Origin of the sequence: Croceibacterium sp. TMG7-5b_MA50, from assembly GCF_039830145.1 — a bacterium.
In the GTDB taxonomy this organism is placed as follows: domain Bacteria; phylum Pseudomonadota; class Alphaproteobacteria; order Sphingomonadales; family Sphingomonadaceae; genus Croceibacterium.
This window is the reverse complement of record NZ_CP156082.1, coordinates 1,153,492-1,179,110: the sequence shown is the minus strand read 5'-3', so window position 1 is coordinate 1,179,110 and position 25,619 is coordinate 1,153,492. Positions and strand designations below refer to the sequence as shown.

Annotated in this window: 24 protein-coding genes and 1 tRNA gene; 17 read left to right on the top strand and 8 right to left on the bottom strand. The window is 68.6% G+C overall.

The window, feature by feature from the left end; translation table 11 throughout:
• Positions 1-37 precede the first annotated feature (37 nt).
• The 3 genes from V5740_RS05850 to V5740_RS05840 all read right to left on the bottom strand — a co-directional run bounded on the left by V5740_RS05850 (position 38) and on the right by V5740_RS05840 (position 2,148).
• The gene (locus tag V5740_RS05850) at positions 38-334 is read right to left on the bottom strand and encodes a GIY-YIG nuclease family protein (RefSeq protein ID WP_347304132.1); all 297 of its coding nucleotides are present in this window, start codon (positions 332-334) and stop codon (positions 38-40) included.
• Positions 335-469: 135 nt separating this feature from the next.
• Positions 470-1,576 (bottom strand): 3-dehydroquinate synthase, encoded by a 1,107-nt coding sequence (aroB, locus tag V5740_RS05845; RefSeq protein ID WP_347304131.1) that lies wholly within the window; start codon positions 1,574-1,576, stop codon positions 470-472.
• Positions 1,567-2,148, bottom strand: coding sequence for a shikimate kinase (locus V5740_RS05840; RefSeq protein WP_347304130.1), 582 nt, complete (start codon positions 2,146-2,148; stop codon positions 1,567-1,569). The genes aroB and V5740_RS05840 overlap by 10 nt, the downstream gene beginning before the upstream one ends.
• Positions 2,149-2,217: 69 nt before the next feature.
• Here V5740_RS05840 and V5740_RS05835 point away from each other — a divergent pair, with 69 nt between their 5' ends.
• The 7 genes from V5740_RS05835 (at position 2,218) to V5740_RS05805 (ending at position 8,729) form a co-directional block, all read left to right on the top strand.
• Complete coding sequence (locus V5740_RS05835; RefSeq protein ID WP_347304129.1) at positions 2,218-2,349, top strand: hypothetical protein; 132 nt, start codon at positions 2,218-2,220, stop codon at positions 2,347-2,349.
• Complete coding sequence (locus V5740_RS05830) at positions 2,346-4,199, top strand: hypothetical protein (RefSeq protein WP_347304128.1); 1,854 nt, start codon at positions 2,346-2,348, stop codon at positions 4,197-4,199. The genes V5740_RS05835 and V5740_RS05830 overlap by 4 nt, the downstream gene beginning before the upstream one ends.
• A complete protein-coding gene (locus tag V5740_RS05825; RefSeq protein WP_347304127.1) occupies positions 4,196-5,098 on the top strand; it encodes a tyrosine recombinase in 903 nt (300 codons plus the stop codon). The genes V5740_RS05830 and V5740_RS05825 overlap by 4 nt, the downstream gene beginning before the upstream one ends.
• Before the next feature lie 10 nt (positions 5,099-5,108).
• Positions 5,109-6,098, top strand: a complete 990-nt coding sequence (locus V5740_RS05820; protein WP_347304126.1) for an acetyl-CoA carboxylase carboxyltransferase subunit alpha — start codon at positions 5,109-5,111, stop codon at positions 6,096-6,098.
• A 52-nt stretch (positions 6,099-6,150) separates the two neighbouring features.
• Positions 6,151-6,492, top strand: coding sequence for a hypothetical protein (locus V5740_RS05815; RefSeq protein ID WP_347304125.1), 342 nt, complete (start codon positions 6,151-6,153; stop codon positions 6,490-6,492).
• 137 nt (positions 6,493-6,629) lie between these two features.
• Positions 6,630-7,127 (top strand): hypothetical protein, encoded by a 498-nt coding sequence (locus V5740_RS05810; RefSeq protein WP_347304124.1) that lies wholly within the window; start codon positions 6,630-6,632, stop codon positions 7,125-7,127.
• A gap of 114 nt (positions 7,128-7,241) precedes the next feature.
• Positions 7,242-8,729 carry a M48 family metalloprotease gene (locus tag V5740_RS05805; RefSeq protein WP_347304123.1) on the top strand — a complete coding sequence of 496 codons (1,488 nt, stop codon included), beginning with the start codon at positions 7,242-7,244 and terminating at the stop codon, positions 8,727-8,729.
• Positions 8,730-8,792: 63 nt separating this feature from the next.
• On the opposite strand, the gene V5740_RS05800 is transcribed toward V5740_RS05805, so the two are convergent.
• Positions 8,793-9,008, bottom strand: a complete 216-nt coding sequence (locus tag V5740_RS05800) for a Flp family type IVb pilin (protein ID WP_347304122.1) — start codon at positions 9,006-9,008, stop codon at positions 8,793-8,795.
• An 89-nt stretch (positions 9,009-9,097) separates the two neighbouring features.
• Positions 9,098-9,286 (bottom strand): Flp family type IVb pilin, encoded by a 189-nt coding sequence (locus tag V5740_RS05795; protein WP_347304121.1) that lies wholly within the window; start codon positions 9,284-9,286, stop codon positions 9,098-9,100.
• A 46-nt stretch (positions 9,287-9,332) separates the two neighbouring features.
• On the opposite strand from V5740_RS05795, the gene V5740_RS05790 reads away from it, so the two are divergent.
• From V5740_RS05790 to V5740_RS05760, 7 genes are all read left to right on the top strand, one after another.
• Positions 9,333-9,728 (top strand): NUDIX domain-containing protein, encoded by a 396-nt coding sequence (locus V5740_RS05790; protein ID WP_347304120.1) that lies wholly within the window; start codon positions 9,333-9,335, stop codon positions 9,726-9,728.
• A gap of 47 nt (positions 9,729-9,775) precedes the next feature.
• Positions 9,776-9,852 (top strand) — tRNA-Arg (locus V5740_RS05785).
• Between the two features lie 94 nt (positions 9,853-9,946).
• Positions 9,947-10,573 (top strand): glutathione S-transferase family protein, encoded by a 627-nt coding sequence (locus V5740_RS05780; protein WP_347304119.1) that lies wholly within the window; start codon positions 9,947-9,949, stop codon positions 10,571-10,573.
• Between the two features lie 94 nt (positions 10,574-10,667).
• Positions 10,668-11,198: an RNA polymerase sigma factor gene (locus V5740_RS05775; RefSeq protein ID WP_347304118.1), complete on the top strand. Its 531-nt coding sequence runs from the start codon at positions 10,668-10,670 to the stop codon at positions 11,196-11,198.
• Between the two features lie 68 nt (positions 11,199-11,266).
• Positions 11,267-12,196: a FecR domain-containing protein gene (locus V5740_RS05770; RefSeq protein WP_347304117.1), complete on the top strand. Its 930-nt coding sequence runs from the start codon at positions 11,267-11,269 to the stop codon at positions 12,194-12,196.
• A 1-nt stretch (position 12,197) separates the two neighbouring features.
• Positions 12,198-14,603 (top strand): TonB-dependent receptor, encoded by a 2,406-nt coding sequence (locus tag V5740_RS05765; protein WP_347304116.1) that lies wholly within the window; start codon positions 12,198-12,200, stop codon positions 14,601-14,603.
• A gap of 155 nt (positions 14,604-14,758) precedes the next feature.
• Positions 14,759-17,896, top strand: a complete 3,138-nt coding sequence (locus V5740_RS05760; RefSeq protein ID WP_347304115.1) for an autotransporter outer membrane beta-barrel domain-containing protein — start codon at positions 14,759-14,761, stop codon at positions 17,894-17,896.
• Between the two features lie 108 nt (positions 17,897-18,004).
• Here V5740_RS05760 and V5740_RS05755 read toward each other — a convergent pair whose 3' ends face one another.
• Positions 18,005-21,334, bottom strand: coding sequence for a S41 family peptidase (locus V5740_RS05755; RefSeq protein ID WP_347304114.1), 3,330 nt, complete (start codon positions 21,332-21,334; stop codon positions 18,005-18,007).
• A gap of 188 nt (positions 21,335-21,522) precedes the next feature.
• Here V5740_RS05755 and V5740_RS05750 point away from each other — a divergent pair, with 188 nt between their 5' ends.
• From V5740_RS05750 to V5740_RS05740, 3 genes are read left to right on the top strand one after another with little or no spacing between them, the layout of a single operon-like run.
• Positions 21,523-22,056 (top strand): phosphoribosyltransferase family protein, encoded by a 534-nt coding sequence (locus V5740_RS05750; RefSeq protein ID WP_347304113.1) that lies wholly within the window; start codon positions 21,523-21,525, stop codon positions 22,054-22,056.
• A 5-nt stretch (positions 22,057-22,061) separates the two neighbouring features.
• Positions 22,062-22,640: a TIGR00730 family Rossman fold protein gene (locus V5740_RS05745; protein ID WP_347304112.1), complete on the top strand. Its 579-nt coding sequence runs from the start codon at positions 22,062-22,064 to the stop codon at positions 22,638-22,640.
• Between the two features lie 16 nt (positions 22,641-22,656).
• Complete coding sequence (locus V5740_RS05740; RefSeq protein WP_347304111.1) at positions 22,657-23,646, top strand: bile acid:sodium symporter family protein; 990 nt, start codon at positions 22,657-22,659, stop codon at positions 23,644-23,646.
• Here the strand turns inward: V5740_RS05740 and V5740_RS05735 are convergent.
• Positions 23,630-23,839 carry a hypothetical protein gene (locus V5740_RS05735; protein ID WP_347304110.1) on the bottom strand — a complete coding sequence of 70 codons (210 nt, stop codon included), beginning with the start codon at positions 23,837-23,839 and terminating at the stop codon, positions 23,630-23,632. The two genes, V5740_RS05740 and V5740_RS05735, sit on opposite strands and share 17 nt — an antisense overlap.
• A 110-nt stretch (positions 23,840-23,949) precedes the next feature.
• Entirely contained in the window at positions 23,950-25,605 is a 1,656-nt protein-coding gene (locus tag V5740_RS05730; RefSeq protein ID WP_347304109.1) for a 5'-nucleotidase C-terminal domain-containing protein, read from the bottom strand.
• Positions 25,606-25,619 lie beyond the last annotated feature (14 nt).

Here is a 25,619-nt window from a genome sequence, read left to right as displayed (position 1 = left end):
CAGGATCCATCCCTCCGCTCGCGCGGCCGTAGCGGCTTCAGTCCAAGCTGACCGCAAGATCGGGCCAAGGGGCATTGGCGCCGTTGATCGGGTTGATCTTCCATTCTCGCCGCCAGTTCTTCAACTGCTTCTCGCGCGCGATGGCCCGGTCCATGTCGTCGAACTGTTCGAAATAGACTAAGCGATGCACCTTATGGCGGCTGGCGAAGCCGCCGGTCACACCCTTACGATGCTGCCATACACGCTTCGTCAGATCGGATGTGACGCCTATGTACAGGGTGCCATATCGCTCGCTGGCAAGGATGTAGACGCATGGATGGCGCTCGATCGGCATAGTCGGAAAGTGCCGCTGGATAGATGCTGAAACAAGTTCAGCATGACGAACCCCTCAGAACACGTCATCCTGAACTCGTTTCAGGATCCATCAGGCCGCTGGCGCAAATCCAACGGCTCACAGGGCAAGTTGCCGCTATCCCCGCAACTGCTCCTCCATAAACGCGGCCACATCATCCAGCTGCACCTGCCGGTCCACGAAGGCGTCGCCGATGCCGCGCAGTAGGATGAAGGGAAGGGTGCCCGCATCCATCTTCTTGTCATGCAGCATGTGGCGAACCAGCGCCGCCCCGTCGGCCTGCATCTGCAGCGGGCGGATCTCCACCGGCAGCCCGGCCGCGTCCACCGCCTCGGCCACGCGGGCGGCATCGACGGTGCTGATGTAGCCCAGCCGCGCGGAATAGCGCGCCGCCAGCACCATCCCCAGCGCCACCGCTTCCCCATGCAGCAGGCGCTGGCTGTAGCCGGTCTCCGCCTCCAGCGCGTGACCGAATGTGTGGCCGAGATTCAGCAGCGCGCGGGTGCCGGTCGTCTCGCGTTCGTCGGCGGCAACGATGCGCGCCTTGGCGGCGACGCTCTGTTCCACGGCATAGGCCTGCGCGCCGCCATCGCCGGCCACCACCGACCCGCCATGCGCGACACACCAGTCAAAGAACGCCCGGTCGCCCAGCACGCCGTATTTCAGCACCTCGGCATAACCGGCCGCCAGCTCACGCGGGGGCAGGGTGGCCAGCGTGTCGAGGTCGGCCAGGACCAGCGCGGGCTGGTGGAACGCGCCGACCAGGTTCTTGCCCGCCGGCGTGTTGATCGCGGTCTTGCCGCCGACGGAGGAATCGACCTGCGCCAGCAGGCTGGTGGGCAGCTGGATGAACCCGCAGCCGCGCTTGACGATCGCGGCGGCAAAGCCGGTCAGGTCGCCGATCACCCCGCCGCCCAGCGCCACGATGTGGTCGCCCCGTTCCACCTCCTCCGCCAGGAGCCAATCCACCGTCCGGGCAAGGCCGCTCCAGCTCTTGGCCTGCTCACCCGGTTCGTGGATGAGCCAGCGCGCTTCCTTGCCGGCCGCGGTCAGCGCCTGCTCCACCACCGCACCCCAGCGGGCATGCACGTTGGCGTCGGTTACCACCGGAACGCGCGGCTTGCGCAGCAGGGCGCCGGCTTCCGCGACAAGGCCGGGCAGCAGGCCGCTGCCGACACGCACTTCGTACGGCCGGCCGGCCAGGGCGACGGGGATCACAGCCATGTATCAAGTGCCTCCAAAACGCGCTGCACGGTTTCTGCCTGCGGACCGGCGCCGCTTTGTACCCTGATCGGCGCCTCGGCATAGGCGGGTTCGCGTTCCGCCTGCAGCCGGCGGAGGATCTCGGCCGGATCGCCCCCGCGCAGCAGCGGGCGGGTATCCTTGCGGCCCACGCGATCGACCAGTGTCGCGATGTCGCTGTCCAGCCAGATGGCGATGCCGCTTTCCAGGATCAGCGCGCGCGTGTCGGGCTGCACGAAGGCGCCGCCCCCGGTAGCGATCACGCCATGACCCTGTGCCATCAGCCGCGCGATCACCCGCCGCTCGCCATCACGGAAATAGGCCTCGCCGAACTGGGCGAACACTTCGGACACGGTCATCCGCGCCGCGCGCTCGATCTCCTCATCCGCATCGGTGAAGGGCAGGGACAAGATATGCGACAGGCGCCGGCCGATGCTCGTCTTGCCCACACCCATCAGGCCGACCAGCACGATCGGTCGCCGAACACGCCCCGCCACCCTGGTGGCGAGGGCACGGGTTCGGGCGTCGGCCGGGCTGTAAGGCTCGATGGTCATTGCCGGGCGCGCTATAGTTGCGCTACCCGCCTGCGCAAGCTTGCGAGGAAGTGCGGACAAGAAGTGGCGATGCGCCGGAAAACGATACAGCAGGTCCTGATCGGGGCGGTCGTGGTCTTTGTGATCCTGGCCTGGATCGATGGCGGGCGGGAGCCGCAGCGCATGATCGAGCAGCCGGTCGTGCTGGAAGCCGCGCGATGAAGCCGGGCCTTCTTGCCCGGCTGCTGGCGGGCGGCGCACTGGCGCTGACCTCCGGATGGGCGCTCGCCACCCCGGAATCGCTGTTGCCGCCCGGCTTCGGACAGGCCGCGCCAACCCCGTCGCCAAGTCCCGCACCCACGCCGCGACCGGCGCCTTCGCCCCGGCCCAGCCCGGCCGCGCCGCAGCCATCCGCATCGGCGGTGGTGCAGCCTTTGCCGGTGCCGCGTGCGCCTTCCCCGCCGGTCGCCATCGGCATTCCCACCGTCACCGGTGCCCGCCTGCCCAGCGTGCGGGAGCTGGAGGCGATGAGCGATGCGGAGTTCGATGCCCTGTTCGGCCTGCAGCCGCAGGCGGACATCCCGCCGGGCGCCCGCCGGGCGCTACGCCGGCTGGGTATCATCGACCAGGCGGAAGGCGGCTTCGGCCCCGGCGCCCTCGCCGGGCAACCCGCCGGGCTGGTGCGTGCGGCGCTGATCGGCACCCGCGGGCCGCTGGTGTCGCGCTGGGGCCACATCCTGCTGCGCCGAGTGTTGGCCAGTCGCATGGAGGCGCCCGCCGGCATGGACCCGGTCGCCTTCGCTGCCCTGCGCGCCGACCTGCTGAACCGTCTGGGGGAGCCGGCGGCGGCGCGCGCGTTGGTGCAGGACATCGAATCGGCCGCCTGGTCGCCGGGCCTGGGCGCGGTTGCCCTGTCCGCCTATCTCGGCACCGGCGACATTCTCGGCATCTGCCCGGTCATGGGCGTGCAGGGCACGCTGCGGGAGGATACGCAATGGCAGCTCGCCCGCACGATCTGCGAGGCGCATAGCGGCGAGACGCGCGAGGCGGAGCGGACGCTGCGCCGCATGCTGGCGAGCGGTGATGCCGATGCCATCGATGTTCGCCTGGCGCAGCGATATGCCGGCGCGGCAGGCAATGGTCGCCGGTCGGTGACGATAGAGTGGGACGATGTCGACGCGATCGATCCGTGGCGGCTGGGTCTTGCGCGCGCGCTCGGGCTGGAAGTGCCGGACGGGCTGCTGGCGGACAGTTCTGCCCGGCTGACCTATGCCGATGCGCTGATCCCGGCGACCCCGCTGGCGCGGCGCGTCGCCGCGGCCGGTCCCGCCAGCGCGGCCGGTGTGCTGTCCGCCGGCGCCACCGTCGACCTGCTCTCGCTCGCCTATGACGAGCCCGGGCTGGAAGGGCCGGCCCGCGATCGTGCGCAATCCCTGCGCCTCGCCTATGTGGCGCGCGACCCCGCCGCCCGCGTCGCCGCGATGCGCGACCTGTGGGGCGGCGGCGATGCCTATGCCGGCCAGGTGCTGACCGCCTACGCCGCCGCGCGCCTGCCGGTGCTGGCCGATGTGGAGGCGGACGCCCCGCAGCTGATCGGATCGATGCTGGCCGCCGGGCTCGACCGCAACGCCGCCCGCTGGGCCGACGTGGTGCCCGAAGGCAGCCTCGGCTGGGCCCTGCTGGCGGTGGGCACGCCGGGCGCGGGCGCGGTTGACGAGGGCGCGCTGGACGACTTCATCGCCGACGACAGCAGCAGCGAAGGACGCAAGGGTCGCTTCCTTGTCGCCGGTCTCGCCGGGCTGGGCCGGCTGGATGCGGGAACCGCGCAGGACCTGCTGGTCGACATGGATGCGACGCTACGCCTCCAAAGCGCCTGGAGCCGGCGGATCGACGCCGCCGCGCAGTACCGCAATCAGGCGCTGGTCGCGTTGCTGGCCGGTGTCGGCATGCAGGGGGATGGCTGGGACCGGATGACCGCGCGCCAACTGTTCCACATCGTCCGCGCGCTCAGTCAGGTCGGGTTGGAGCCGGAGGCGCGGATGATCGCGGCGGAGGCGGTCGCGCGGGCGTGACGGCGCCGCCCGCATCCGCGATCGACGGCTTCCTCGCCATGCTCGCCGCGGAACGGGGTGCGGCGGCGAACACGCTGGCCGCCTATCGCAGCGATCTGCTGGGCGCGCAGGAGCAGGTGGGCCCGCTGGCGCAGGCGGATGCCGCCGCGATCGGCACGCTGACCTCCGCCTGGGCGGACCTCTCGCCCGCTTCCTTTGCACGCAAATGTTCGGCCTTGCGCCAGTTCTACCTATTCCTGGTGGATGAAGGACAGCGCAGCGACGACCCCACCACCGCTCTGCCGCGCCCGGCCACCCGCCGCCCGTTGCCGCGCATCCTGGATCATGCGGAGATCGCCCGCCTGTTCGACCGGGCGGAGACGGAGGCCACCGCCGGCACCATGCAGGGCGTCAGGATGCTGGCCTTGCTGGAGATGCTGTACGGATCGGGCCTGCGCGCGACGGAACTGGTCAGCCTGCCGCTCTCCGCCGTGCCGCGCGACGCACCCTTCGTGACCGTCACGGGAAAGGGCAGCCGGCAACGGATGGTGCCCGTCTCCACTCGCGCCCGTCACGCGCTGACGGCGTGGCTGGCGGTCCGCCCGGCGGACACGCGCCATCTGTTTCCCGGCCGGTCGGGCAGCGCCGCCGGGCACCTGACCCGCATCCGCCTCTATCAGCTGATCCGCGAACTGGCGGCGCGCGCCGATATCGATCCCCAACGGGTCAGCCCGCACGTGCTGCGCCATGCCTTCGCCACGCACCTTCTGGAAGGGGGCGCGGACCTGCGCGTGCTGCAAACGCTGCTCGGCCATGCCGACATCGCCACCACGCAGATCTACACCCATGTCGATGCCGCGCGGCTGGTCGCGCTGGTGAACGAACGGCACCCCCTTGCGGGCGGCTCCCACTCGCCGTAGCGCGGGTGCCATGACTTCGTACCTCGATTTCGAGAAGCCGCTGGCCGAACTCGACAGCCGCATCGCGGGCCTTCGCACCACCGCGGGGGAGAGCGGCGATGTCGACATCTCCGCCGAACTCGCCCGGCTGGAGGGTAAGAGCGCGGAGATGCTGGCTAACCTCTATGCCGGGCTGACCCCGTGGCAGAAGACGCAGGTCGCCCGTCATCCGCAGCGGCCGCATTTCCGCGATTACCTGGCGCATGCCTTCACCGACTGGATGCCGCTCGGCGGCGATCGCCTTTATGGCGATGATCAGGCGATCATGGGCGGCCTCGCCACGCTTGGCGGGCGCCGCGTGGTGCTGATCGGGCATGAAAAGGGCCACGACACCCAGACCCGCATCCGCCACAATTTCGGCATGGGCAAGCCGGAGGGTTATCGCAAGGCGATCCGCCTGATGGAACTCGCCGGCCGTTTCAACCTGCCGGTGGTCACGCTGGTGGACACGTCCGGCGCATTCCCCGGCATTGAGGCGGAGGAGCGCGGCCAGGCGGAAGCCATCGCCCGCTCCACCGAGGCTTGCCTGGCGCTGCCCACCCCGATGGTCGCGGCCATCGTGGGCGAGGGCGGATCGGGCGGAGCGGTCGCGCTCGCCAGCGCCAGCCGCGTGCTGATGTTCGAACATGCGGTCTATTCCGTGATCTCCCCCGAAGGTTGCGCGTCGATCCTGTGGCGCACGGCCGAAAAGGCGCCCCAGGCGGCGGAGGCGATGAAGATGACCGCGCAGGATCTTGCCGAGCTGGGCGTGATCGACCGTATCGTGTCCGAGCCTGCCGGCGGTGCGCAGCGCGATCCGCGCGCTGCCGCCCTGTCGCTCGGCGAAGCGATCGGGGAAGAGCTGGACAAGCTCGGCGAAGTGCCCCCGGCAGAGCTGCGCCGCCAGCGGGAAGACCGGTTCCTGGCGCTGGGCAGCGGGGTCGCGCCGATCGCAAAGCCGGCGAAGAAGGGCAAGCGCTAGGCGGCCGAAGGGGGAAGGCAGGCAGATGCAGTTTGGGTCCGCGATATTGCTGATGGCAGCTGCCACGACGGCCGCGTCGCCAGCGGAGGAGAGCATCAGGACACGGGTGCCGCAGGCGCATTTTGATGCCTTCGTCGCCAATTGCCGTGCCGGTGACGTGCCGCACGCAACGTGCAATTGCATGGCCTTGGGGCTGATCCGGTCGGGGCAGGATGGGGAGATCGTGCTCGATGCCATGGGCCTCGCCGCCACCGGCACGGCGGAAGGGCGGGACAGGCAGAAGGCGGTGACCGCGCTGCTGGACCGCTACGGCATCCCCGCATCGCGCCTGCAGACGCTGATCGCCGAATTCGAGCAGAAGGGCGTCGAGCAGCTGGCCGAAGACTGCATCTGACCGCCCGCCTCCGCGACGATGGCGGTGGCACAATGGATTCTCAAACAGGTCCAGGATGACGGTCGGCGGCACAGGCACCCGCAAAATCCGCGCGGACCAGTTTCCTATACCTGCCCCGCGCGCCTACGCCCGCGCGCATGAGCAATCGTCGCAATACGTCGCCCCGTCGTCGCAAGCCCTGGCAGCCCTATCTGCGTCTGCCCGCCTTCCTGCCCGTCCCGCTGCGCGCGCGGCGGGATGGTTGGACCCCGGACCGGCAGGCGCGCTTCATCGGCTACCTTGCGGAAGGCGGCTGCGTCGCCACCGCCGCGCGCCGCGTAGGCCTGACGCGGGAAAGCGCGTATCGCCTTCGCCGCCGGCCGGGCGCCGGCTCGTTCATCGCCGCCTGGACCACCGCGCTCACCGGTCGCACACAGCCGCGCTGGAAGTTCACACCCGCCGATCGCATGGAACTCGCCACTACCGGAACGCTCACCGCGCGCCTGTGGCGGGGCCGCTTCACCGGCGTGCAGCGCAATCCCAGCATTTCCGCGCTTCTGGCGCTGGTCTCGGGCCTCGACCGGATGACCGGCGACGGCGATGCGGGCTCGTGTAACGGCTTCCTGCCGCGCGCACTTTCGCGCCGTTTCGTGTAAACCACGGCGGAGGTTTCGGGGAACATAGCTCCATTCCGCCGGTTCGCCTGACACATGTTTATGCGTCCGCACCCGCTAAGCCGGGGCGATGGAGATCAGGGAGTTTTCGTGCCGATGTCTCGATCCATATCCAGCCGCCGTGTCGCCGGTATCACCCTGGCCGGCGCTGCCACGCTGTCGCTTGGCGCCTGCGCCAGCGTCCCGGGCGCCGGAATCCAGCCCGGCACGCCGATCACCCAGGCGGAGGCGCAGCAGGGCGCGCAATATCACGAACAGTTCGTGCAGGAATTCGGCGGCGCCGTGCGCGGCCCGCAGGCCGATTACGTGGTCGGCGTGGGCCAGAACATCGCCGTCCAGTCGGGCCTTGCCGCAACGCCCGATTCCTTCCGGGTGACGCTGCTCAACTCGTCCGTCAACAACGCCTTCGCCGTTCCCGGAGGGTACGTCTATGTCACGCGCCAGCTCGTCGGCTTGATGAATAACGAGGCGGAGCTGGCCGGCGTGTTGGGGCATGAAGTCGGCCACGTCGCTGCCCGCCACTCGGCCCGCCGGGCGCAGACATCGCAGCGCAATCAGATCTTCGGCGTGTTGGGGCAGGTGCTGTCGGGTGTGCTGCTGGGCGATACCTCGCTCGGACGGCTCGGCTCGCAGCTAGCCTCCACCGCGCCGCAACTGGCGACTCTCAGCTATTCGCGCGGGCAGGAGACGGAGGCCGACCAGCTCGGCATTCAGTATCTGCGCGGCGCCGGCTACGATCCGGGCGCGATGGCCACCGTGCTGGAAAGCCTGGCGCGGCAGAACGCGCTCGACCTGCAATTGCAGGGGCGGGGGGCGACGGTGCCCGAATGGGCCTCCACCCACCCCGATCCCGCCAGCCGCGTGCAGGCCGCCCGCAACATGGCCGGGGCGCAGGCCGGCGGCACGCTGAACCGGGAGACGTTCCTGCGCAGCATCGACGGTCTCGTTTACGACGACGACCCGGCGCAGGGCGTGATCGAGGGGCAGAGCTTCATCCATCCGCAGTACCGCCTGACCTTCAGCGTGCCCCAGGGCTTCACCATGGTGAACGGCGCGCAGGCGGTCTCCATCACTGGCGGCAACGGGCAGGGGCAATTGTCCACCGCGCCGTTCAGCGGCAATCTGGAAACCTATGTCGGTCAGGTGTTCCAGGCGCTGGGCGGGCAGGGCAGCACGCTCGCCCCGCAAAGCCTGCAGCGCACCACGGTGAACGGCATTCCCGCCGCCTACGGCACGGCGCGCGTCACTTCCGGGCAGCAGCAGCTGGACGTGGTGGTGTTCGCCTATCAGTTCTCCGGCAGCCAGGCGTTCCACTTCGCCACGATCAGCCCGGCGGGCGGGGCTGGGGTGTTCAACCCGATGTTCAATTCCATGCGCCGGATCAGCGCGCAGGAGGCGGCTGAGGTCGTACCGCGCCGCATCGATGTCGTGACCGCAGGCCGCAACGATTCGGTAGCAACGCTCGCCCGCCGGATGGCCTATACCAACGGCCAGGAAGAACGCTTCCGCGTGCTGAACGGCCTTGCCGGTAACGCTGCCGTGGTGGCCGGGCAGCAATACAAGCTGGTGGTGCGGGCGAACTGACCGGATACGAAAAGGGCGGCACCAACCGGCGCCGCCCTTATCATGTCATTGGCCCGGGCGATCTTAGCCGGGGGTCTCGCCGCCGCCCTCACCGCCGCCCTCAGCGCCACCTTCGGTGATCACCAGCTCGGAGCTGACGCCCTGGAACGTCGTCTTGAGCTGGGTGCCCAGTGCGTTGAAACCAGCAATGGCAGCAACCGCGATCAGCGCCGCGATGAGGCCATATTCGATGGCCGTGGCGCCGGCTTCGTCCCGGCGCAGCTTGGTAAAGAACCGCATGTTTGTCTCCTGGTGTGCACTACCCGACTGCCCGTCCAAGTTCTCGAATCAGGCAGGGGCAAGTTACGGGTCAACCAGTTGATTTTGTGCTAACCCTCCTCTTTGGGCTGGAACCCGTCGGCCGCGGCCTGCAGGATGGCGTCGAAGTGGTCGCCGATCTGACCTAGCGTTCCCACGATCAGCATCGCCAGCAGGGCGGCCAGCAGCGCGTACTCGATCATTGTCGCTCCTGTGCGATCCGCTATCAGTCGCCGCTTGAACCGATGAATGATCCCCATCTGCCACGCCCTTCGTCACCGCTCTTGATCCCGCTGGCTGTCGCACATGCCCGGTAAACAAGCGGTGCAACCTCCTATGCTGGTCGTGGCGTTGTGCCTGCGGGACGGCGACCGGCTGCTGCTGGCAGAGCGACCGCCCGGCAAGCATCACGGCGGCCTGTGGGAATTTCCCGGCGGCAAGGTGGAGCCGGACGAACGCCCGCGCGCGGCATTGGTGCGCGAGATTGCGGAGGAATTGTTCCTCCGGCTCGATGCGGCGGCGCTGATCCCGACCGGCTTTGCCGAGGATCAGCGCCTGCTGCTGCTCCTGTTCGCCGCGTCCCATGACGGGGCGGAGGTGCGGGCACTCGAAGGGCAGCGATGGGGCTGGTTCACGCGGGCGGAGGCTGCCGACCTGCCGCTGGCGCCGCTGGACCGGGAATTGCTTTCGCGCCTGCATTAAACCCCTTGCCAAGCCGGCGCGGGCTGCTATTCGGCGCCCTCCCAAGCGCACCCGTAGCTCAGCTGGATAGAGCACCAGACTACGAATCTGGGGGTCGGAGGTTCGAATCCTTCCGGGTGCGCCAATTTCCCCATCATCGTCCGCGACGCGCAAACTGCGGTTGCAAACAGGTCGTCTCCCCCCGACTGTCCGGCAAGGCTTGGCAGGCGGAGAGGCAGATGAAGCTGTACGGCGTACCCGGATGGGGATCGACCATAGTCGAGATCATGTTCGCCCTGGCGGAGGAGCCGTACGAGTTCGTCGACGTCGACGGCTTCGACCGGCCCGGCCTTGCGCGTGATCGGCTGCTTGCGATCAACCCGCTGGCCCAGGTGCCCACGCTCGTGCTGGATGACAGCTTGGTGTTGACCGAATCCGCCGCAATCGCGCTGTGGCTGTGCGGCCGGCACCCGCATCTGGCGCCGCCTGCCGGAACCAGCGACCATGCCCGCTTCTTGCGGCTGCTGGTGTGGTACGTGGCCAACGTCTACCCGACCTTCACTTACGGCGACTATCCTGAACGCTGGACGCCCTCTGCCCCGGACGAGCTGCGCCAGGCGACTGACCGCCGGCGGGAAGAACTGTACCGGTGGCTTGAGACCGAGATTGCCGGGCCGTTCGTCATGGGCAGGCAGGTGACGATGCTCGATGCCTATGTGGCGTGCATCACCAGCTGGCGCCCACGGCGGGACTGGTTTGCCGCGCATGCACCCCGGCTGCTCGCCGTGGCGGAGCGGACCCGGCAGCTGGAGCAGGTCGCCCCGGTGATCCGCCGTAGCGGGCTGATCGAAGCCGATGCCGGATGAAGCCCCGGCGCGGCGAGTGACTTGACTGGCGTTCGCAAGACGCCACAAAGCGGCGCGGTACAATGCGGCCATAATCCCGGCCGGCAAGGGAGCAATGGCCGACACTCCGCCCTCATCCGGCCTGCAAGCGGCCTTTCTGCAGCATCGCGCGCAATTGCTGCGCTTCGTTGCGGCGCGTGGTGCCGGGGACGAGGCGGAGGATGTATTGCAGGATGTCTGGCTGAGGATCGCGGCCACGCAAAGCGGGCCGGTGGCAAGCCCGCTGGCTTACCTCTACCGTGCCGCCAACACCGTGCTGATCGACCGCTATCGCGCCCGCCGCCAAGCGGTGTCCCGCGATCGGGCGTGGAGCGATACGCAGGGCGCGGGTGACCCACTGGTGTCTGCTGCGCCCTCGGCCGAACGGACGGTGCTGGGGCGCAACCTGATGGCTGCGGTCGAGGCGCTGCTGGCCGACCTGCATCCGCCCCGCGTCTCTGCCATCTTCCGCCGGCACCGGGTGGACGGCATCGCACAGCGGCAGATCGCCGCCGAATTCGGCGTCAGCCTCAGCACCGTGGAGAGCGATCTGCGGATCGCGTACCGCGCGCTGGCCGAATTGCGGGAGCAGTTCGATGCCGACTGACGCGCCTTTGCGCTCCGTGTCGAGGCTGGCGGCTGGTGGCTCCGTCTGGTGTGCAGGAGGACCGCGCCATGCAGCCGGATGATCAGGTGACACAAGAGGCGCTGGGCTGGGCGGTACGCACGCTGGACCCGGCCTTCGCCGATTGGGACGGCTTCACGCATTGGCTGGAGGCGAGTGCGGAGCATCGTGCCGCCTATGACCGGATCGCCGCGGCAGCAGTCGAAGCGGGCGAGCTGGCGGCAAGCGGCGCGGCCGTGCCGGACGCCGCATCCGCGCCGGTCGGTTCTGCCACCCGTCGCCGCTGGTTGGGCGGGGCGTTGGCGGCGTCGGTTGCCGGCCTGCTGGCCATCGGTCTGTGGCAGCGCACGGCGCCCGACCTGCAGGTGCGACAGACCGCGCCCGGCCAGGTGCTGGCCGTGGCGCTGGAGGATGGCAGCCGCATCGATCTTGCGGGCGGCAGTCGCCTGACGCTCGACCGAAACAATCCGCGCTTCGCCCGGCTGGATGGCGGACGGGCCCTATTTACGGTTCGCCATGACGCAGCCGATCCCTTCGTGGTGGAGGCGGGGGGGCATGAGTTGCTGGATGCAGGCACCGTGTTCGACGTGCGCGACGATGCGGGTGGCTTCGCCGTGGCGGTAGCGGAAGGGGCGGTGATCGTCGACCCGTCCGGTGCCGCGGTACGGTTGGACGCTGGCGACCGGCTGAGCGAAATGGCGGGCGAGGATCGGCTGATCGTCGAGGAGGTCGCCACGGCCGACATCGGCAGCTGGCGTGACGGCCGCCTGACCTTCACCGATGCCAGCCTGGCGGAAGTCGCGGCAGAACTGACACGCGCGAGCGGACACCATTTCGCTATCGTGCCCGGTGCGCCGCGCGGCAGCCTGACAGGTTCGATCCAGATCGCCGCCGTGCGCAGCGATCCGACGGCGGCCGCCGCCCTGCTGGGCGTTCCGGTTCGTCGGCAGGGCGCAACCTGGCTGATCGGGGGCGGCTGAGATGCGCCATGCGGCGCGTGCGCTGCTGTTGATGGCGGGTGCCGCGCTGGCTGTTCCGGCGGTTGCGCGGGACGGGCAGGTCGATTTGAACGTGCCGGCCACCACGGCAGGGCAGGCGGTGATCGCCATCGCCCGGCAGAGCGGCACCAGCATCGTCATCGCCGATCCGCTGCTGGCCGGTCGCCGGGTCCCCGCGCTGCGTGGCCGGCATCGCGCCGTCGATGCTGTCCGGCGGATCGCGGCCACCGTCGGCGGGCGGGCCGTCATGGTGGGTACGGGCGCCTGGCGGATCGTGCCGGGACGCGCGCCGGCCACATCGATTGCGCCACGCCCGGAGGTACCCCCGCCCGAGGTCGTCGGTGAGCCGATCACCGTGGTCGCCAGCAAGCGTGACCTCGACCTCAGTCAATTCGCTGGGCAGGTCGCGGTGCGGGAAGGGGAGGTGCTCACTTTCGGCGGAGTCGGCGGGACGGAGCGGATCACGCAAGCGCTCGCCAGCGTCTCCTCCACTCACCTGGGCAGCGGACGCAACAAACTCTTCATCCGCGGCATCGCCGATAGCAGTTTCACCGGGCCGACGCAGGCAACGGTCGGGCAGTATCTCGGCGACCTCAGGCTCGGCTACAACGCACCAGATCCCGATCTGCGCCTGTCCGACCTTGCACGGGTGGAGGTGCTGGAAGGGCCGCAGGGCACCTTGTACGGCGCAGGGTCGCTGGGCGGCATCATCCGCCTGGTGCCGAATGTTCCGCAACTGGACGTGACCGCCGCCAGTGCGCGCATCGGCGGATCGCTGACCCAGCATGGCCGACCGGGCGTGGACGTAGGCGCGACGCTGAACCTGCCGGTGGCCGCAGATGCCGCCGCGCTGCGCGTGGTGGTCGATGCAATGCGCAGCGGCGGCTACATCGACAAGCCACTGATCGGGCAGCAGGACGTCAACCGTTCGGACATCCTGGGTGGCCGCGCCATGCTGCGGGTGGAGCTGGCGCCGGGCTGGACGGCGGATGTGATGGGTATCGGCCAGCGGATCGACGCGGCCGACAGCCAGTACGCCGATCGCACAATCACCCGATCGCACGAACTGACGCGCGATGCCCTGGTGACGGAGGGCTCCGATGCCGGCTTCGCGCAGGGGCAGTTCGTATTGTCGGGCCGGATCGGCGGGTTGCAGCTCCGCTCCACCACCGGGCTGACGCGGCAGGATCTCACCGAACGCTACGACGCCACACGCGACCCCGTCACGCCGCGCCTGTTCGTGCAGGAAAACGACACGCACATGTTCGCGCATGAGACCCGCCTGTGGCAGCCCACCGGGGAGCGGTTCGGCTGGCTGGCGGGGATCAGCTACATGCGCAACCGCGTCCGGCTGACCCGCGCCATCGACGACACCGCAGCGCAGCAGCGCATCGCCACTACCGGGGTCACCAACCGGATCGAGGAAGCGACCGTCTATGGCGAGGCGAGCCTGCGCCTGTTGCCCGGCCTCACCGCCACGGCCGGCGCGCGGTTGACCCGGTCAGAACTGGATGGCGAGGGGGAGAACCTGCCATTGCCGCTGGTCGCCACCTTGCGCGCGATCACAGGGGAACGGCGGGAGACGGTGCTGCTGCCATCGGCCGCGCTACTGGCGCAATTGCAGCCGGATACCACGCTTTATCTGCGATATCAGGAAGGCTTCCGGCCCGGCGGCCTGGCGATCGAAGGTGATATTGTCCGCCGGTTCGATCGCGACAGCACCAGCACCTACGAACTGGGCGCCCGCCATGGCACCGCCGGACGCGGGCCGTTCGATATCGCGGCCAGCGTCTCCTTCACAGACTGGCGCGACATTCAGGCCGACTTCATCGACGGCACGGGCTTCCCCAGCACCGCCAATATCGGCGACGGCCGGGTGTGGACCGCCACGCTGTCGGGCAGCGTGGCCATTACTTCCGAACTGCGCCTGGATGGTGGGCTCTCCGTCAACAGCAGCAGGGTCCGGGCGGAAGACGTCAGTTTCTTCCTGGCCAGCATCGGGGCGGTGGACCGGGTGACGCGGGCGGAGACGATCGAGCGGACCCGGCAGGTGCCCAACATCGCGGACCTGTCGGTCAGGGCGGGGTTCGACTGGCGCCGACCTGTTGGCCCTTCATTGGAGCTGACCGCGCGTGGCTGGGCCAGCTATGTCGGCAGGTCGCGACTTGGCATCGGGCCGGAACTGGGGGAGCCGCAGGGCGACTACCTCGACAGCGGTCTGACCCTGCGGCTTGGGCGGGCCGACATGGGCGTCACGCTTGGCGTGACCAACCTTGCTGATACGCGGGGCAATCGCTTCGCGCTCGGCACGCCATTCGTGCAGGATCGCCAGCAGGTGACGCCACTGCGCCCGCGCACCATTCGCCTGGGATTCGACGCCGCGTTCTGACGAAATGCGGGTGCCGGCCAAGGCTGGCGCTCTTCCACTCCGTCCTGATGACAGGATTAGGACGGGAAGGGTTCTCAATGCATCGTTACCTGCTTGCCTCCACGGCAGCGATGGCTGTGGCCACGCCGGCCGTAGCGCAAGACATCACAACCCGCGTGACCAATCCGGTCCGCACCGCCACCATCGCCAATGGCGCGCCGGGCAACGTCACCATCACTTCCGCCGGATCGGTCGTGGTCGGTGGTGGCACCGCGGTTACGGTGGACAGCAACAATGCGGTCGCCAATGCGGGCGCGATCACGATCGCCAATGCCGACAACTCCACCGGCATCCTGGCACAGGCGGGCACCAGCGGCGACATTGCCAATACCGGTACGATCACGCTGGACGAGCCTTACACGCCCACCGACACCGACAATGACGGCGATCTTGACGGGCCCTTGGCTCTGGGGCGCAACCGCTTCGCCATCCGGACCGCCGGTGCGCATGCCGGGCGCCTCAGCCATACGGGCACCATCGTGGTGGAGGGCAATGATTCTGCTGGCATCGTGCTGGGGGGGACGCTGAACGGCGCGCTAGTGCATGATGGCAGCACCACGGTCACGGGTGACCGCGCGATCGGCCTGCAGGCGCAGGCGATCGCCGGCAATGTCCGGCTCGCCGGTCCGCTGACCGCGCGCGGCGTCGACGCGGTGGGTGCGCGCTTCGCCGGCGATGTCGCCGGCGTGATGGTGGTGCAGGGGGCGATCACCGCCACCGGCTACCGCTACAACGCGGCGCCCAGCGGCGCCACCCGGCTGGACGCTGACGACCTGCTGCAGGGCGGGTCGGCGCTGGTGGTGGACGGCAATGTCACCGGCGGGATCGTGCTGGCCGTGCCGCCGCGCGACGCATCCCCCACCAATAATGACGAGGATGCCGACGGGATCGACGATGCCCGCGAAGGCAGCGCGCAGGTCATTTCGTTGGGTGCGGCACCCGCGATGGTCATCGGCGCAACTGATCGGGCGATCACGATCGGCGCGGTTGCGGGCACCTCCAGCGGGCACGGACTGCAGATCGACGGGCGGGTGACTGGCGACGGGGTATATGCCGGCGTCGCTGGTAACGGCTTGATTATCGGCGGCCGTGGTGGTGCCGTGACGATCGCCAACGGGGTAACGGTGAACGGCACCGTCAGCGCCAACTCCAACGGCACCAGCGCCACCGCCTTGCGGTTTGGCGCCGGCGCCAGCACGGGCGCGCTGCAGGTCGGCGGCACGGTCGACGCACGCGGCGGCAATGCCGATACGGCTCAGACACAAGCGGTGGTGATCGATGCCGGCGCCAGCCTGCCCACGATCCGCAACAGCGGGATCATCCGTGCCGCCGCCAGCGGAGAGAATGGCAGCGCCACTGCGGTGATCGACCGCAGCGGCACGGTCACGCTGCTGGAGAACAGCGGCGCCATCGCGGCAAGCGGCGCACGCGCCGATTCCGGCCGCAACGTCGCCATCGACCTCTCCGCCAACAATTCCGGTGTGACGATCCGGCAGACGCAGGTCGCCACCGGCATCGCCGCGCCGTCCATATCGGGCGATGTTCGCCTGGGGGCTGGCAACGACCGGGTCGAGGTGGCGGACGGGCTGCTTGCCGGAACGGTTCGGTTCGGCGGCGGCGCCAACTCGCTGGCGCTGTCTGGCGATGCGATCCATGCGGGCGCCGCCATATTCGGTAGCGGATCCGATACGCTGGGCCTTGCCGGCACCGCGATCTTCGCAGGGCAGGCCGACTTCGGCGGCGGCGCCGACCGGCTGACGATTGGGGGAACCGCACGCTTTTCCGGCACGCTGGCGAATTCGGCACACCTGGCGGTGAATGTCAGCGGCGGTACGCTGGACATCAGCCGCACCGCGACCATCGCTTCGCTCGACATGGCGGTGGGCACCACTTTCGGCGCGACGCTGAGCAAGGCGGCCGGGGAGGGCACGGCTCTCACCGTCACAGGCGCGGCAAACTTTGGCCGCGATGCCAAGCTGCAACTGCGCCTAAGCGACGTCACCAATGCGGAAGGGCGCTATACCATCCTGCAGGCCGGCAGCCTGAACGGGGCTGGCGGGCTGGTCACCGATACAACGCTGATCCCCTTCCTGTTCAAGGCCAGCGTCGCCAGCAACGCACCCGCCAATGCACTGGCGGTGGACGTAGCCCGCCGCTCCGCCACGGAGCTTGGCCTGAACCGGTCGCAGACCAGCGCCTACAATGCGGTGTTCGCGGCGATCGGCGCGGACGATGACATCGAAGACGTGTTCCTCGGCATCACCGATGGTGCCCAGTTCCGCGGCACCGTGCGGCAGATGCTGCCCGACCATGCCGGCGGCAGTTTCGAAAGCATCAGCCAGGGCGCCCGTGCGCTAGGCCGGCAGATCATGGATCCGCCTAGCCCGACCTGGTCACTGGGCGGGGTGGACGTGATCCTATCCGTCGCCGGCTGGAGCACGGAGAAGGGGGAAGGCGTCACCGACAGCTTCATGCAGGACGGCCTCGGCTACGGCGCCGCGGCGGAGATTGACACCGGGTTTGGCGCCCTGGGCGTTGGCGTGAATTGGCTGTGGACCGACTACAACAACGATGCCGGCAGCGAGACAACCGGCAACACCTACGGCCTTGCCGCCTATTGGCGGGGCAATTGGGACGGCCTGCGCGCACATGTCCGCGGCTTTGTCGGCAAGTCGAACTTTGAATCCGAGCGCACCTTCACTGGGCAGGCCGGCGATGACGTGGTCACGCGGGACATAGAGGGCGAATGGGACGGCACGGTGACCGGCGGCAGCGCGGGCCTTGCCTACGAGTTCGGCGGTCGTAACTTCTTCGTGCGGCCACAGGTCAGCGTCGATTACACGCGCCTGCAGGAAGACGGCTATGCCGAGACGGGCGGCGAGAGCCTGAACCTGATCGTGGAGGAGCGCACCAGTGACGAGCTGGGCGTCAATGGATCGCTGGTCGCTGGTATCGACTTCATGGGGAATGGCCGCGGCCGACGCGGGCAGGGGGACGAAAGCTGGTTCCGGGTGGAAGGCGAGGGCGGCTGGCGCGAGATCGCCCGCGGATCGCTGGGTTCCACCACCGCCCGCTTCGGCGATGCCGGCACCCGCTTCACGCTCGACCCTGAACAGATGGAAAGCGGCTGGTTCGCTGGCCTCCGCGCGCTGGGCGGTGGCGAGACGTTCGAGATGTCGGGCGAGGTCCGGCTGGAGGACCGGCTTGATGCCAATGCCGTGGCCCTGCGCGGGACGCTGAAGATCGGCTTCTGATGCGGAACAGCGGACGGCGGTGTGGACCCTGACCCCCCATCCACGCGCCGCCGTCTGCTTCTGGGGCGCCGGGAACCCCCCCCCCTCGGTCCCGGCGCCCGTTTTTCCTTATTGTTCAATCGGGCGCACGTCGCCCGCCGGGGTACCCAGCGGTGGCAACGGACGCGGCCGCAGCGGCGTCATCGGCTCCGCGGCGATCCGCTGCTTAAGCAGGGTGACGGCCGCCTGTAACTGCGCGTCCTGCCCGTCGAATGCAGCGTGGGGCGGGTTCTCCACTTCGTGATCAGGCGCAATCCCGATCCCTTCGACGATCCAGCTGCCATCGATCGCATATTGCGCGTTCTCCGCGATACGGACGGCGCCATTGTCGGTCAGGCGATTGCGGTCCGACAACCAGATGCCGGCGCCCGCTGTGCGGGTGCCGATCAGCGGCGCGATACCCAGCGACTTGATCCCGGCGGCAAAGGTCTCCCCGTCGGAATAGGTCCGCTCGTCGATCAGCACGGCCACATGCCCGCGATAGGCGTTTTGCATGTTGGTCGTCGGCACGCCCGTACCATCGGGCCGCGCCCAATATGCCCAAGGTTCGCGCATCAGCATGGAAATGATGATGCTGTCCACATTGCCACCCGAGTTGTTGCGGACGTCGATGATGAGGCCGTCCTTGTCGAGCTGGGAGAAGTAGTCCCGCGCGAAGCTGGCGACATCCTCCGCCCCCATGGCTTCCAGATGGAGGTATCCAATCCGGCCGTCGGACAGCGTCCGTGTCTCCGCCCGCTTCCCTTCGACCCAATCGAGATAGCTGGCTGTTCCCAGTCCTTCCATCGTCATCGGCTCGACGATCTCGGTTCGTGCCACGCCGCCGCGCACCAGGTCCAGGCGCACCTGCTGCCCCGCCCGGCCGGCAAGCGCCATTTGCAGGTCCGCCATGGATGTCACCTGCCGGCCGTCGACGCGCCGCACGATGTCGCCCGGCCGCACGTCCACGCCAGGACGGCGAAGCGGCGGCCGCAGCGCCACGAGGTCCGCTTCCGCACGGTAGATGCTGTCGATGCGCAGCCCGCCGGAAACCGGCGTCAGCCGCGCGCCCAGGAACGCCATCTCGCTGTTCTCGTCATCCCGCGGCAGGTCGCCGGGACGCACCTGGCTGTGCAGGATGCCCAGGCGCGACGCCATCTGGCCCAGGATCGTGTTCAGCTCCGCCCGATGACCGATCCGCGCCAGCAACGGCTCGTGCTGAGTGCGTACCGCGTTCCAGTCCACGCCGCGCAGCGCCGGGTCGAAGGCGAAGTCGCGGTGGAGACGCCAGGCATCGACGAACATCTGCCTCCATTCCGCCACGGGATCGACTGCCAGCCGCCAGTCATCCAGCCGCACCCTCAATGGGTCCATCTCCTCCGGCAGCTTGGCCTTGGCGGGCACCAGCGCCAGCGACGGCTTTTCGGGCGAGCCGGACACCAGCAGCAGCGTCTTGCCATCGGCGGAGAGTTCGATGTCGCGCGCGTCTTCCGCAAAGGTCTCTTCCTTGGGATCGCTCTTGTCGATCGCTATGGAAACGACGTTCTTGTCCTTGATGGTGTACAGGAACTCCTCGGTGGCGAGCAGCGTGCCTTCCATTCCCGGCTCCACGGGCACTTTGTACAGCCGCTCCGCCAGACCCGAGAGGACGATGGGTGCGGGCTTCTTCGTCTCCTTCTCCTCGTTGTCGTCCACGTCGTCGGCGGGCGCGTCCTTCGCGCCGTCCGCCTCGGCTTCGTCCGACTCCTCATCGTCACCCCCGGTCAGCTCGTTATCCTCGCGGAACGGGAAGTCGGCCGACGGGTCGAGTTGCAGCGCGTAGATCTCCCCGCGATCGGGGAAGTCCACGCCCATGTTGCGGTCACCCCACGGACTGCCGGGGGACGGCACGAAGTTGCGGTCGGAGATGAAGTACAGCCACGCACCATCCTGCGCGAAAGCAGGCGCGTAGCTGTTGTACTTGCCCGACGTGCCCCGTACCCGTGCCCCCGTGGCGAGGTTCTGGAGAAAAAGGTCGGACGTGTTGGCGTTGTTGGACCGCGACCGCTCCGCATAGGCGATGTGGGTGCCATCGGGCGAGAAGACGAGATCGGCAAAGACGTCGTCCTCCCCCGTGTCGTTCTGGGACAGCAGCGTGACGCGCCCTGTGGCGACGTCCACCTTCTGCAGACGGGCCCGCTTGTCCCACACCACGATCGTCTTGCCGTCGGGCGCGACGGCGAAGGACCATATGTAAGCGTCATAGCCCCTCGTCACCCGCACCGGCGCGCCTGATCCGTCAGCCGCCATGGCATAGATGTCGCCACGTTCGCCCTGGTCCAGGATCATGAAGGCTCGCTCACCCTTCGCATCCACCACCGCCTGCCGCGCGCGGGCGTCCAGCGGCACCGCAAACTCCACGCGGCGCAATTGGCGCGGCGCGCCCAGCGCTACGCGGCCACGCACGGTCACGGCGACGCTCTCGCCCGACGGGGAGATGCGCGCTGCCTCCAGCTGGCTTAACGGATCGGCGATGGAGCGCAGCCGGGTCTGTTCCCGGTCGGTCACGATGTCGATCGTCAGCGGCTGCAGCGTGTTGGTCGCGGTGGCGAAGGCATGCAGGTCCGCACCGTTCTGCAGGATGATGTCGCCGCCATCCATGCTCGCCTGCAGTATGGAGAACGGCATCTCCGGCCCGTGCTGCGTCACGCCGCTGCCATCTTCAGACACGGACCAGATGGCATCCGCGCCGCTCTTGTCGGAGACGAACCAGATGCGTCCGCCATGCGCCATCGGCATGCGGATGGGCGCGCCGAAATCGGGCAGCAACTGCACGGCCTCCTCGGCGGAGCCCATCGTCCAGCGCCACAGCTGCTCCATCCCGCCGCCGCGATACAGCACGGCATTGTCGCGGGCCCGGGCGTAGAGGCCCCGGCGGGAGAAGAACAGCGTGCGCCCGTCCACGCCGAAGGTCGCATCGTTTGCTCGCCACAGCGGGATGGCGACGGGTGCGCCGCCGGCAGGATCGATCATGTACAGCACCTCGCCCTGACCGCCGCCCGTCAAGCGGGAGGAGAAGATGACCTTGCCGTCGGGCGTCCAGCCGACCGTGCGCAGGAACCCGCCTTCGTAGGTCAGCCGACGCGGCGTCCCGCCGGCGACGGGCATGACATAGACGTCCTGGTTGCTGTCGTAGCTGGCGGTGAAGGCTACCATCGTTCCGTCAGGCGACAGCTTGGGGTCCGTCTCCTCCGCCTCATGGTTCGTCAGGCGCACCGCGGTGCCGCCATCGCGCGCCGTGCGCCAAAGGTCACCTTCGCTGGCGAAGACCAGCAGGTCGCCCCGGACCGCCGGATATTGGTAGAAGCCGGTATCGGCCCGCACGGGTGATGCGGCCAGCGCGAGCAGGCTGACGGCGGCGGCGAAGCCCAGTCGGTACATATCCGTTATTCCCCCTGCCGACGGATGCATGCCGCGCTTTTCCCGGGAGCAGCGGCCCGGTCGGTTATCCCATCGTATCGCCGACGAGTGTGGCGCGCCACCCGCCGCATGATTTGCCCACCACGATTTGCCGCCCCCGGGTGCATGCGATAACAGCGGGTCCATGCCATCGACAGGACACATGATGCATGAGTGACGACGCCGAGCCCGAGCTGTTCTACCTCGAATATTACAACGACTTCCTCGACAAGGTCCGCCTGCTGGCGACGCGCGTTGCGCAGGGGGAATGGCAGCCCGACTTCATCATCGGGATCGGCCGCGGCGGGCTGGTGCCGGCCGTGTTTGTATCGCATCAGTTGGACGTGCCGATGCTCTCGATCGACCATTCGGCGAAGGTACCGGGCTTCGCCGACGAGCTGCTGGGCAAGATCGCGACCATGAGCGCGGGCGGCAGCCGGCTGCTGTTCGTGGATGACATCAACGACAGCGGCGGCACCGTCGCCTACATCCGGCAATTACTGACCGATCAGGGCTGCGACGCGGCAAACCTGCGCTTCGCCATGCTGATCAACAATGTCCGCAGCCGGGCGGCGGCGGACATCTGGGTGGACGAGATCGACCGCGACACGGACAAGCGCTGGTTCGTGTTCCCGTGGGAAGCCGTCAGCGACCGCGAGACCATCCTGGAAGAGGCGCGCTCCGTGCCCGAAAGGCTGGACTGAACCCCATGCGCATCTGTGTCTATCTCGGCTCCTCTCCGGGGGCCAACCCGCTCTATGCCCAAGCCGCGCACGATTTCGGCACCTTGCTGGCGCAGCGCGGCATTGGCCTCGTCTATGGCGGCGGCACGGTCGGGCTGATGGGCGTGGTCGCCGATGCGGCCTGCGCCGCCGGCGGCGAGGTGATCGGCGTCATTCCGGAGGCGCTGCGCGCGCGTGAGCATGACCATCAGGGCATCACTCAACTACACGTCGTCAAGACCATGCATGAGCGCAAGGCCATGATGGCCGATCTCGCCGATGGCTTCGTCACGCTGCCCGGCGGTATCGGCACGTTCGAGGAGATGTTCGAGGCATGGTGCTGGTCGCAGCTCGGCTACCATAACAAGCCGGTCGGCCTGCTGGACGTGAACGGCTTCTACAGCCGGCTCGGCCGCTTCATCGACGACGTGGTGGCCGAAGGCTTCCTGCAGCCGCGCCACCGGGCGATGCTGATCGTGGAGCGCGATCCGGCAACGATGATCGAGCGGATCGCCAGCTTCGTGCCGCCCGCCAACGAACATTGGTTGGGGGAAGGGGACCGGTAGGCCGGGCCCGTTCGGCATGAACTCGCTCCTCTCCCGGCTGCGCATCGACAGCTACATCCTGCTGCTCGTCGGCACCGTGATCCTAGCCTCGCTGCTGCCGGCACGCGGCGTTGGCGCGACGATCGCCGACGACGCGGCGAACGTCGCCATTGTGCTGCTGTTCTTCCTGCATGGCGCGCGTCTGTCGCGTCAGGCGGTGATGAATGGCGCGCGGCACTGGCGCCTGCACCTGACGACGGGCGCGGTCACCTTCGTGCTGTTTCCGCTGCTCGGCCTCGGCATATGGTCGCTGCCGGTGCTCGACCCTGCCTTGCGCACCGGGCTGCTGTTCCTGACGCTGCTGCCATCCACCGTGCAATCCTCCATCGCCTTCACCGCCATGGCGCGCGGGAACGTGGCGGCGGCTGTGTGCAGCGCGGCGTTCTCCAACCTGGCGGGCATCGCGCTGACTCCGCTGCTGGTGGCGCTGCTGATCGGGGGACAGGACAATGGCAGTGCGATCTCCGGCGCGGGGGTGGTTACCATTGTGACGCAGCTGCTGCTGCCGTTCCTGGCCGGGCACCTGCTGCAACCCCGCATCGGCGGCTGGGTGGCGCGGCAGAAGCGCATGCTGACGGTGGTCGATCGCGGATCGGTCCTGCTGGTGGTCTACACCGCCTTCAGCGCTGCCGTGGTCGAGGGATTGTGGGGGCAGGTCTCGCTGACGGACCTGCTGACAATCGCCGGGGTATCGCTGTTGCTGCTGGCCATCGTACTGGGGGCGACCGCCATGCTTGGCCGGCTGTTCGGCTTTGCACGCGAGGACCGGATCGTGCTGTTGTTCTGCGGGTCCAAGAAGAGCCTGGCCTCCGGCGTGCCGATGGCGGGCGTGCTGTTCGTCCCGGCGGAGGTCGGTACCGTGCTGCTGCCGGTCATGATCTTCCACCAACTGCAATTGATGGTCTGCGCGTGGCTTGCCGGACGCTACGCCCGTCAGCCGGAGACGGAGGTCAACCCGGCTCGCTGAGATTTTCGAACCAGCCCCTATACGGCGTGTTGCGCGCCATGTGCCGGTTCAGGTCCGGCGCGCCATCGTCCCACCATACTGGCCCGCGTTCGCCCAGCGCGATTTTTGCGGCATCAACCGCCCGCCGCGCCGTGGAGAGCGCCGCCGTGTCGCCAGCCCGCATCGCCCGTCCGACGGCGCTGCGTGCAGCCATCAGCTGGTTTACCAAATCCTGCCGCTCGGCCGCTGGCAACGCCGGGTTGGTGCGTCGCCACAAGCGTCCGCGCACCACGATGTAGCGGCCGTCAGGCGTGACCGGCGGCGTCAGAGTGCGCCCACCCGCGTGATCCGCGCGGCGGGATCAACTGATACGCCGCCCGTGATGAACGCGACCAGCGCATCCAGGTCCACGCCGCCATGGCCCACGTTGGTGCCGCCCTTCAACACGGTGAAGCCGTCGCCGCCGCTCGCCAAGAAGTTGTTCACCGTCACGCGGTAGGTGCCGCCGGGTGCCAAGGGCTGTCCATCCAGCGTCGCGCTGGTAATCCGGCTGCCGACCGGCCGCGAGGGATCGAAGGCGAAGGCGAAGCCGCGCGACGGGAACAGCATGGTGCCGCCGTCCTGGCCTACTTGGAACTGCTCCTCCAGCAGGCGCAGCAGGTCGGCCCCGCTCAATTCGACCACTTCCAGTGTGTTGCCGAAGGGTTGCAGGGCGTAAAGCTGTCCGAACGTCACCGACCCATCAGCTGCCGGCGTGAACGTCGTGCGAACGCCGCCCTGGTTGATGAAGGCAATCCGCGCCCCTTGCGCGCGTGTGGCGGCGAGTTGCGCATCGGCCACCAGCCGGCCTAACGGACCGTCGATCTGGGTCCCGCGCTCCAGCGATCCGGCGATCTGCCCGACCACGCGGTTGCTCACGCCGCTGGTCGCAGCGGCATAGCGGCTGACCAGTGCGGCGATGCCCTGCTGCTCCCCCGCGGCACCGGTGACCGGCACGTTCAGCGCGTTGAAGGTCCAGCGGCCATTGTCATCGCGGGCGGCGCGGATGTCGGTCACGAAATTGCCGTAGCGGCCGGCGCTGGTCAGCAGCCGCTCGCCCCCGCCGGCCTGCGGCACTCGGCAGACATAGGCATTGTGTGTATGGCCGGAGACGACCAGCGGGATCGCCGGGCTAAGCCGCTCCATGATCGGCACCACCGCGCCGTCCAGTCCCGGGCAGTCGTCCGCGCGAAACATGCCATCTACCGCGCCGCCCTGATGCAGCAGCAGCACGATCAGGTCCGCGCCCTCTGCCTGCAGCTCGCCCGCCAGCCGGTTGGCCGTTTCCGCCTCCTCCGCAAAGCGCCAGCCCGCGGTGCCAGCGGGGCTGGACACCTGCGCCGTCTCCTTCAGCGTCATGCCGATGAAGCCGACGGTGACATCGCCGAACTGCTTGACGGCAGTACCGGGGAACAGCGTGTTGCCTGCTTCATCCAGCACATTGGCGGCGAGGTACTGGAAACTGGCCCCGCTGAACGGCTCCAGCGCGCAGGGCTGCTTGGGCGTGTTCTGCCCACAGCCGCCCTGTTGCAGGCGGGTCAGTTCCGCCGTGCCGCGATCGAATTCGTGGTTGCCGACAGCGGCGAGGTCCAGCCCCATCTGGCTCAGCGCCGCGATGCTCGGTTCGTCGAGGTAATAGGAGGAAATCAGCGGGCTGGCGCTGATGAGGTCGCCCGCCGCCACGGTGATGCTGCTCGCATGGCCTTCGCGCATGCTGGCGAGTTGCGCCCCCAGCCGCGCCGCGCCGCCAAGGATCGCGCTCTGCTGTCCGCTGGGCACGTTGGCGGGCGTGCCGTACCAGGTGGTCGGTTGCGCTGGCACCTCCAGATTGCCGTGGAAGTCGTTGATAGCCAGGATCTGCAACTCGCCCGATGATGTGGTCGGCAGGGTAGCGCAGGCACTCAGCGCCAGCAGCGACAGAGGGGCTAGGCGGCGGATCATCGGGCAAACTCCTG

Coding starts and splice junctions, on each gene's coding strand:
- aroB (WP_347304131.1), bottom strand. CDS start 1,576: ATGGCTGTGATCCCCGTCGCCCTGGCCGGCCGGCCGTACGAAGTGCGT.
- V5740_RS05820 (WP_347304126.1), top strand. CDS start 5,109: ATGACTTCGTACCTCGATTTCGAGAAGCCGCTGGCCGAACTCGACAGC.
- V5740_RS05790 (WP_347304120.1), top strand. CDS start 9,333: ATGCCCGGTAAACAAGCGGTGCAACCTCCTATGCTGGTCGTGGCGTTG.
- V5740_RS05810 (WP_347304124.1), top strand. CDS start 6,630: ATGAGCAATCGTCGCAATACGTCGCCCCGTCGTCGCAAGCCCTGGCAG.
- V5740_RS05830 (WP_347304128.1), top strand. CDS start 2,346: ATGAAGCCGGGCCTTCTTGCCCGGCTGCTGGCGGGCGGCGCACTGGCG.
- V5740_RS05770 (WP_347304117.1), top strand. CDS start 11,267: ATGCAGCCGGATGATCAGGTGACACAAGAGGCGCTGGGCTGGGCGGTA.
- V5740_RS05805 (WP_347304123.1), top strand. CDS start 7,242: ATGTCTCGATCCATATCCAGCCGCCGTGTCGCCGGTATCACCCTGGCC.
- V5740_RS05730 (WP_347304109.1), bottom strand. CDS start 25,605: ATGATCCGCCGCCTAGCCCCTCTGTCGCTGCTGGCGCTGAGTGCCTGC.
- V5740_RS05735 (WP_347304110.1), bottom strand. CDS start 23,839: ATGGCTGCACGCAGCGCCGTCGGACGGGCGATGCGGGCTGGCGACACG.
- V5740_RS05765 (WP_347304116.1), top strand. CDS start 12,198: ATGCGCCATGCGGCGCGTGCGCTGCTGTTGATGGCGGGTGCCGCGCTG.
- V5740_RS05755 (WP_347304114.1), bottom strand. CDS start 21,334: ATGTACCGACTGGGCTTCGCCGCCGCCGTCAGCCTGCTCGCGCTGGCC.
- V5740_RS05740 (WP_347304111.1), top strand. CDS start 22,657: ATGAACTCGCTCCTCTCCCGGCTGCGCATCGACAGCTACATCCTGCTG.
- V5740_RS05750 (WP_347304113.1), top strand. CDS start 21,523: ATGAGTGACGACGCCGAGCCCGAGCTGTTCTACCTCGAATATTACAAC.
- V5740_RS05780 (WP_347304119.1), top strand. CDS start 9,947: ATGAAGCTGTACGGCGTACCCGGATGGGGATCGACCATAGTCGAGATC.
- V5740_RS05775 (WP_347304118.1), top strand. CDS start 10,668: ATGGCCGACACTCCGCCCTCATCCGGCCTGCAAGCGGCCTTTCTGCAG.
- V5740_RS05795 (WP_347304121.1), bottom strand. CDS start 9,286: ATGGGGATCATTCATCGGTTCAAGCGGCGACTGATAGCGGATCGCACA.
- V5740_RS05800 (WP_347304122.1), bottom strand. CDS start 9,008: ATGCGGTTCTTTACCAAGCTGCGCCGGGACGAAGCCGGCGCCACGGCC.
- V5740_RS05815 (WP_347304125.1), top strand. CDS start 6,151: ATGGCAGCTGCCACGACGGCCGCGTCGCCAGCGGAGGAGAGCATCAGG.
- V5740_RS05850 (WP_347304132.1), bottom strand. CDS start 334: ATGCCGATCGAGCGCCATCCATGCGTCTACATCCTTGCCAGCGAGCGA.
- V5740_RS05835 (WP_347304129.1), top strand. CDS start 2,218: ATGCGCCGGAAAACGATACAGCAGGTCCTGATCGGGGCGGTCGTGGTC.
- V5740_RS05745 (WP_347304112.1), top strand. CDS start 22,062: ATGCGCATCTGTGTCTATCTCGGCTCCTCTCCGGGGGCCAACCCGCTC.
- V5740_RS05840 (WP_347304130.1), bottom strand. CDS start 2,148: ATGACCATCGAGCCTTACAGCCCGGCCGACGCCCGAACCCGTGCCCTC.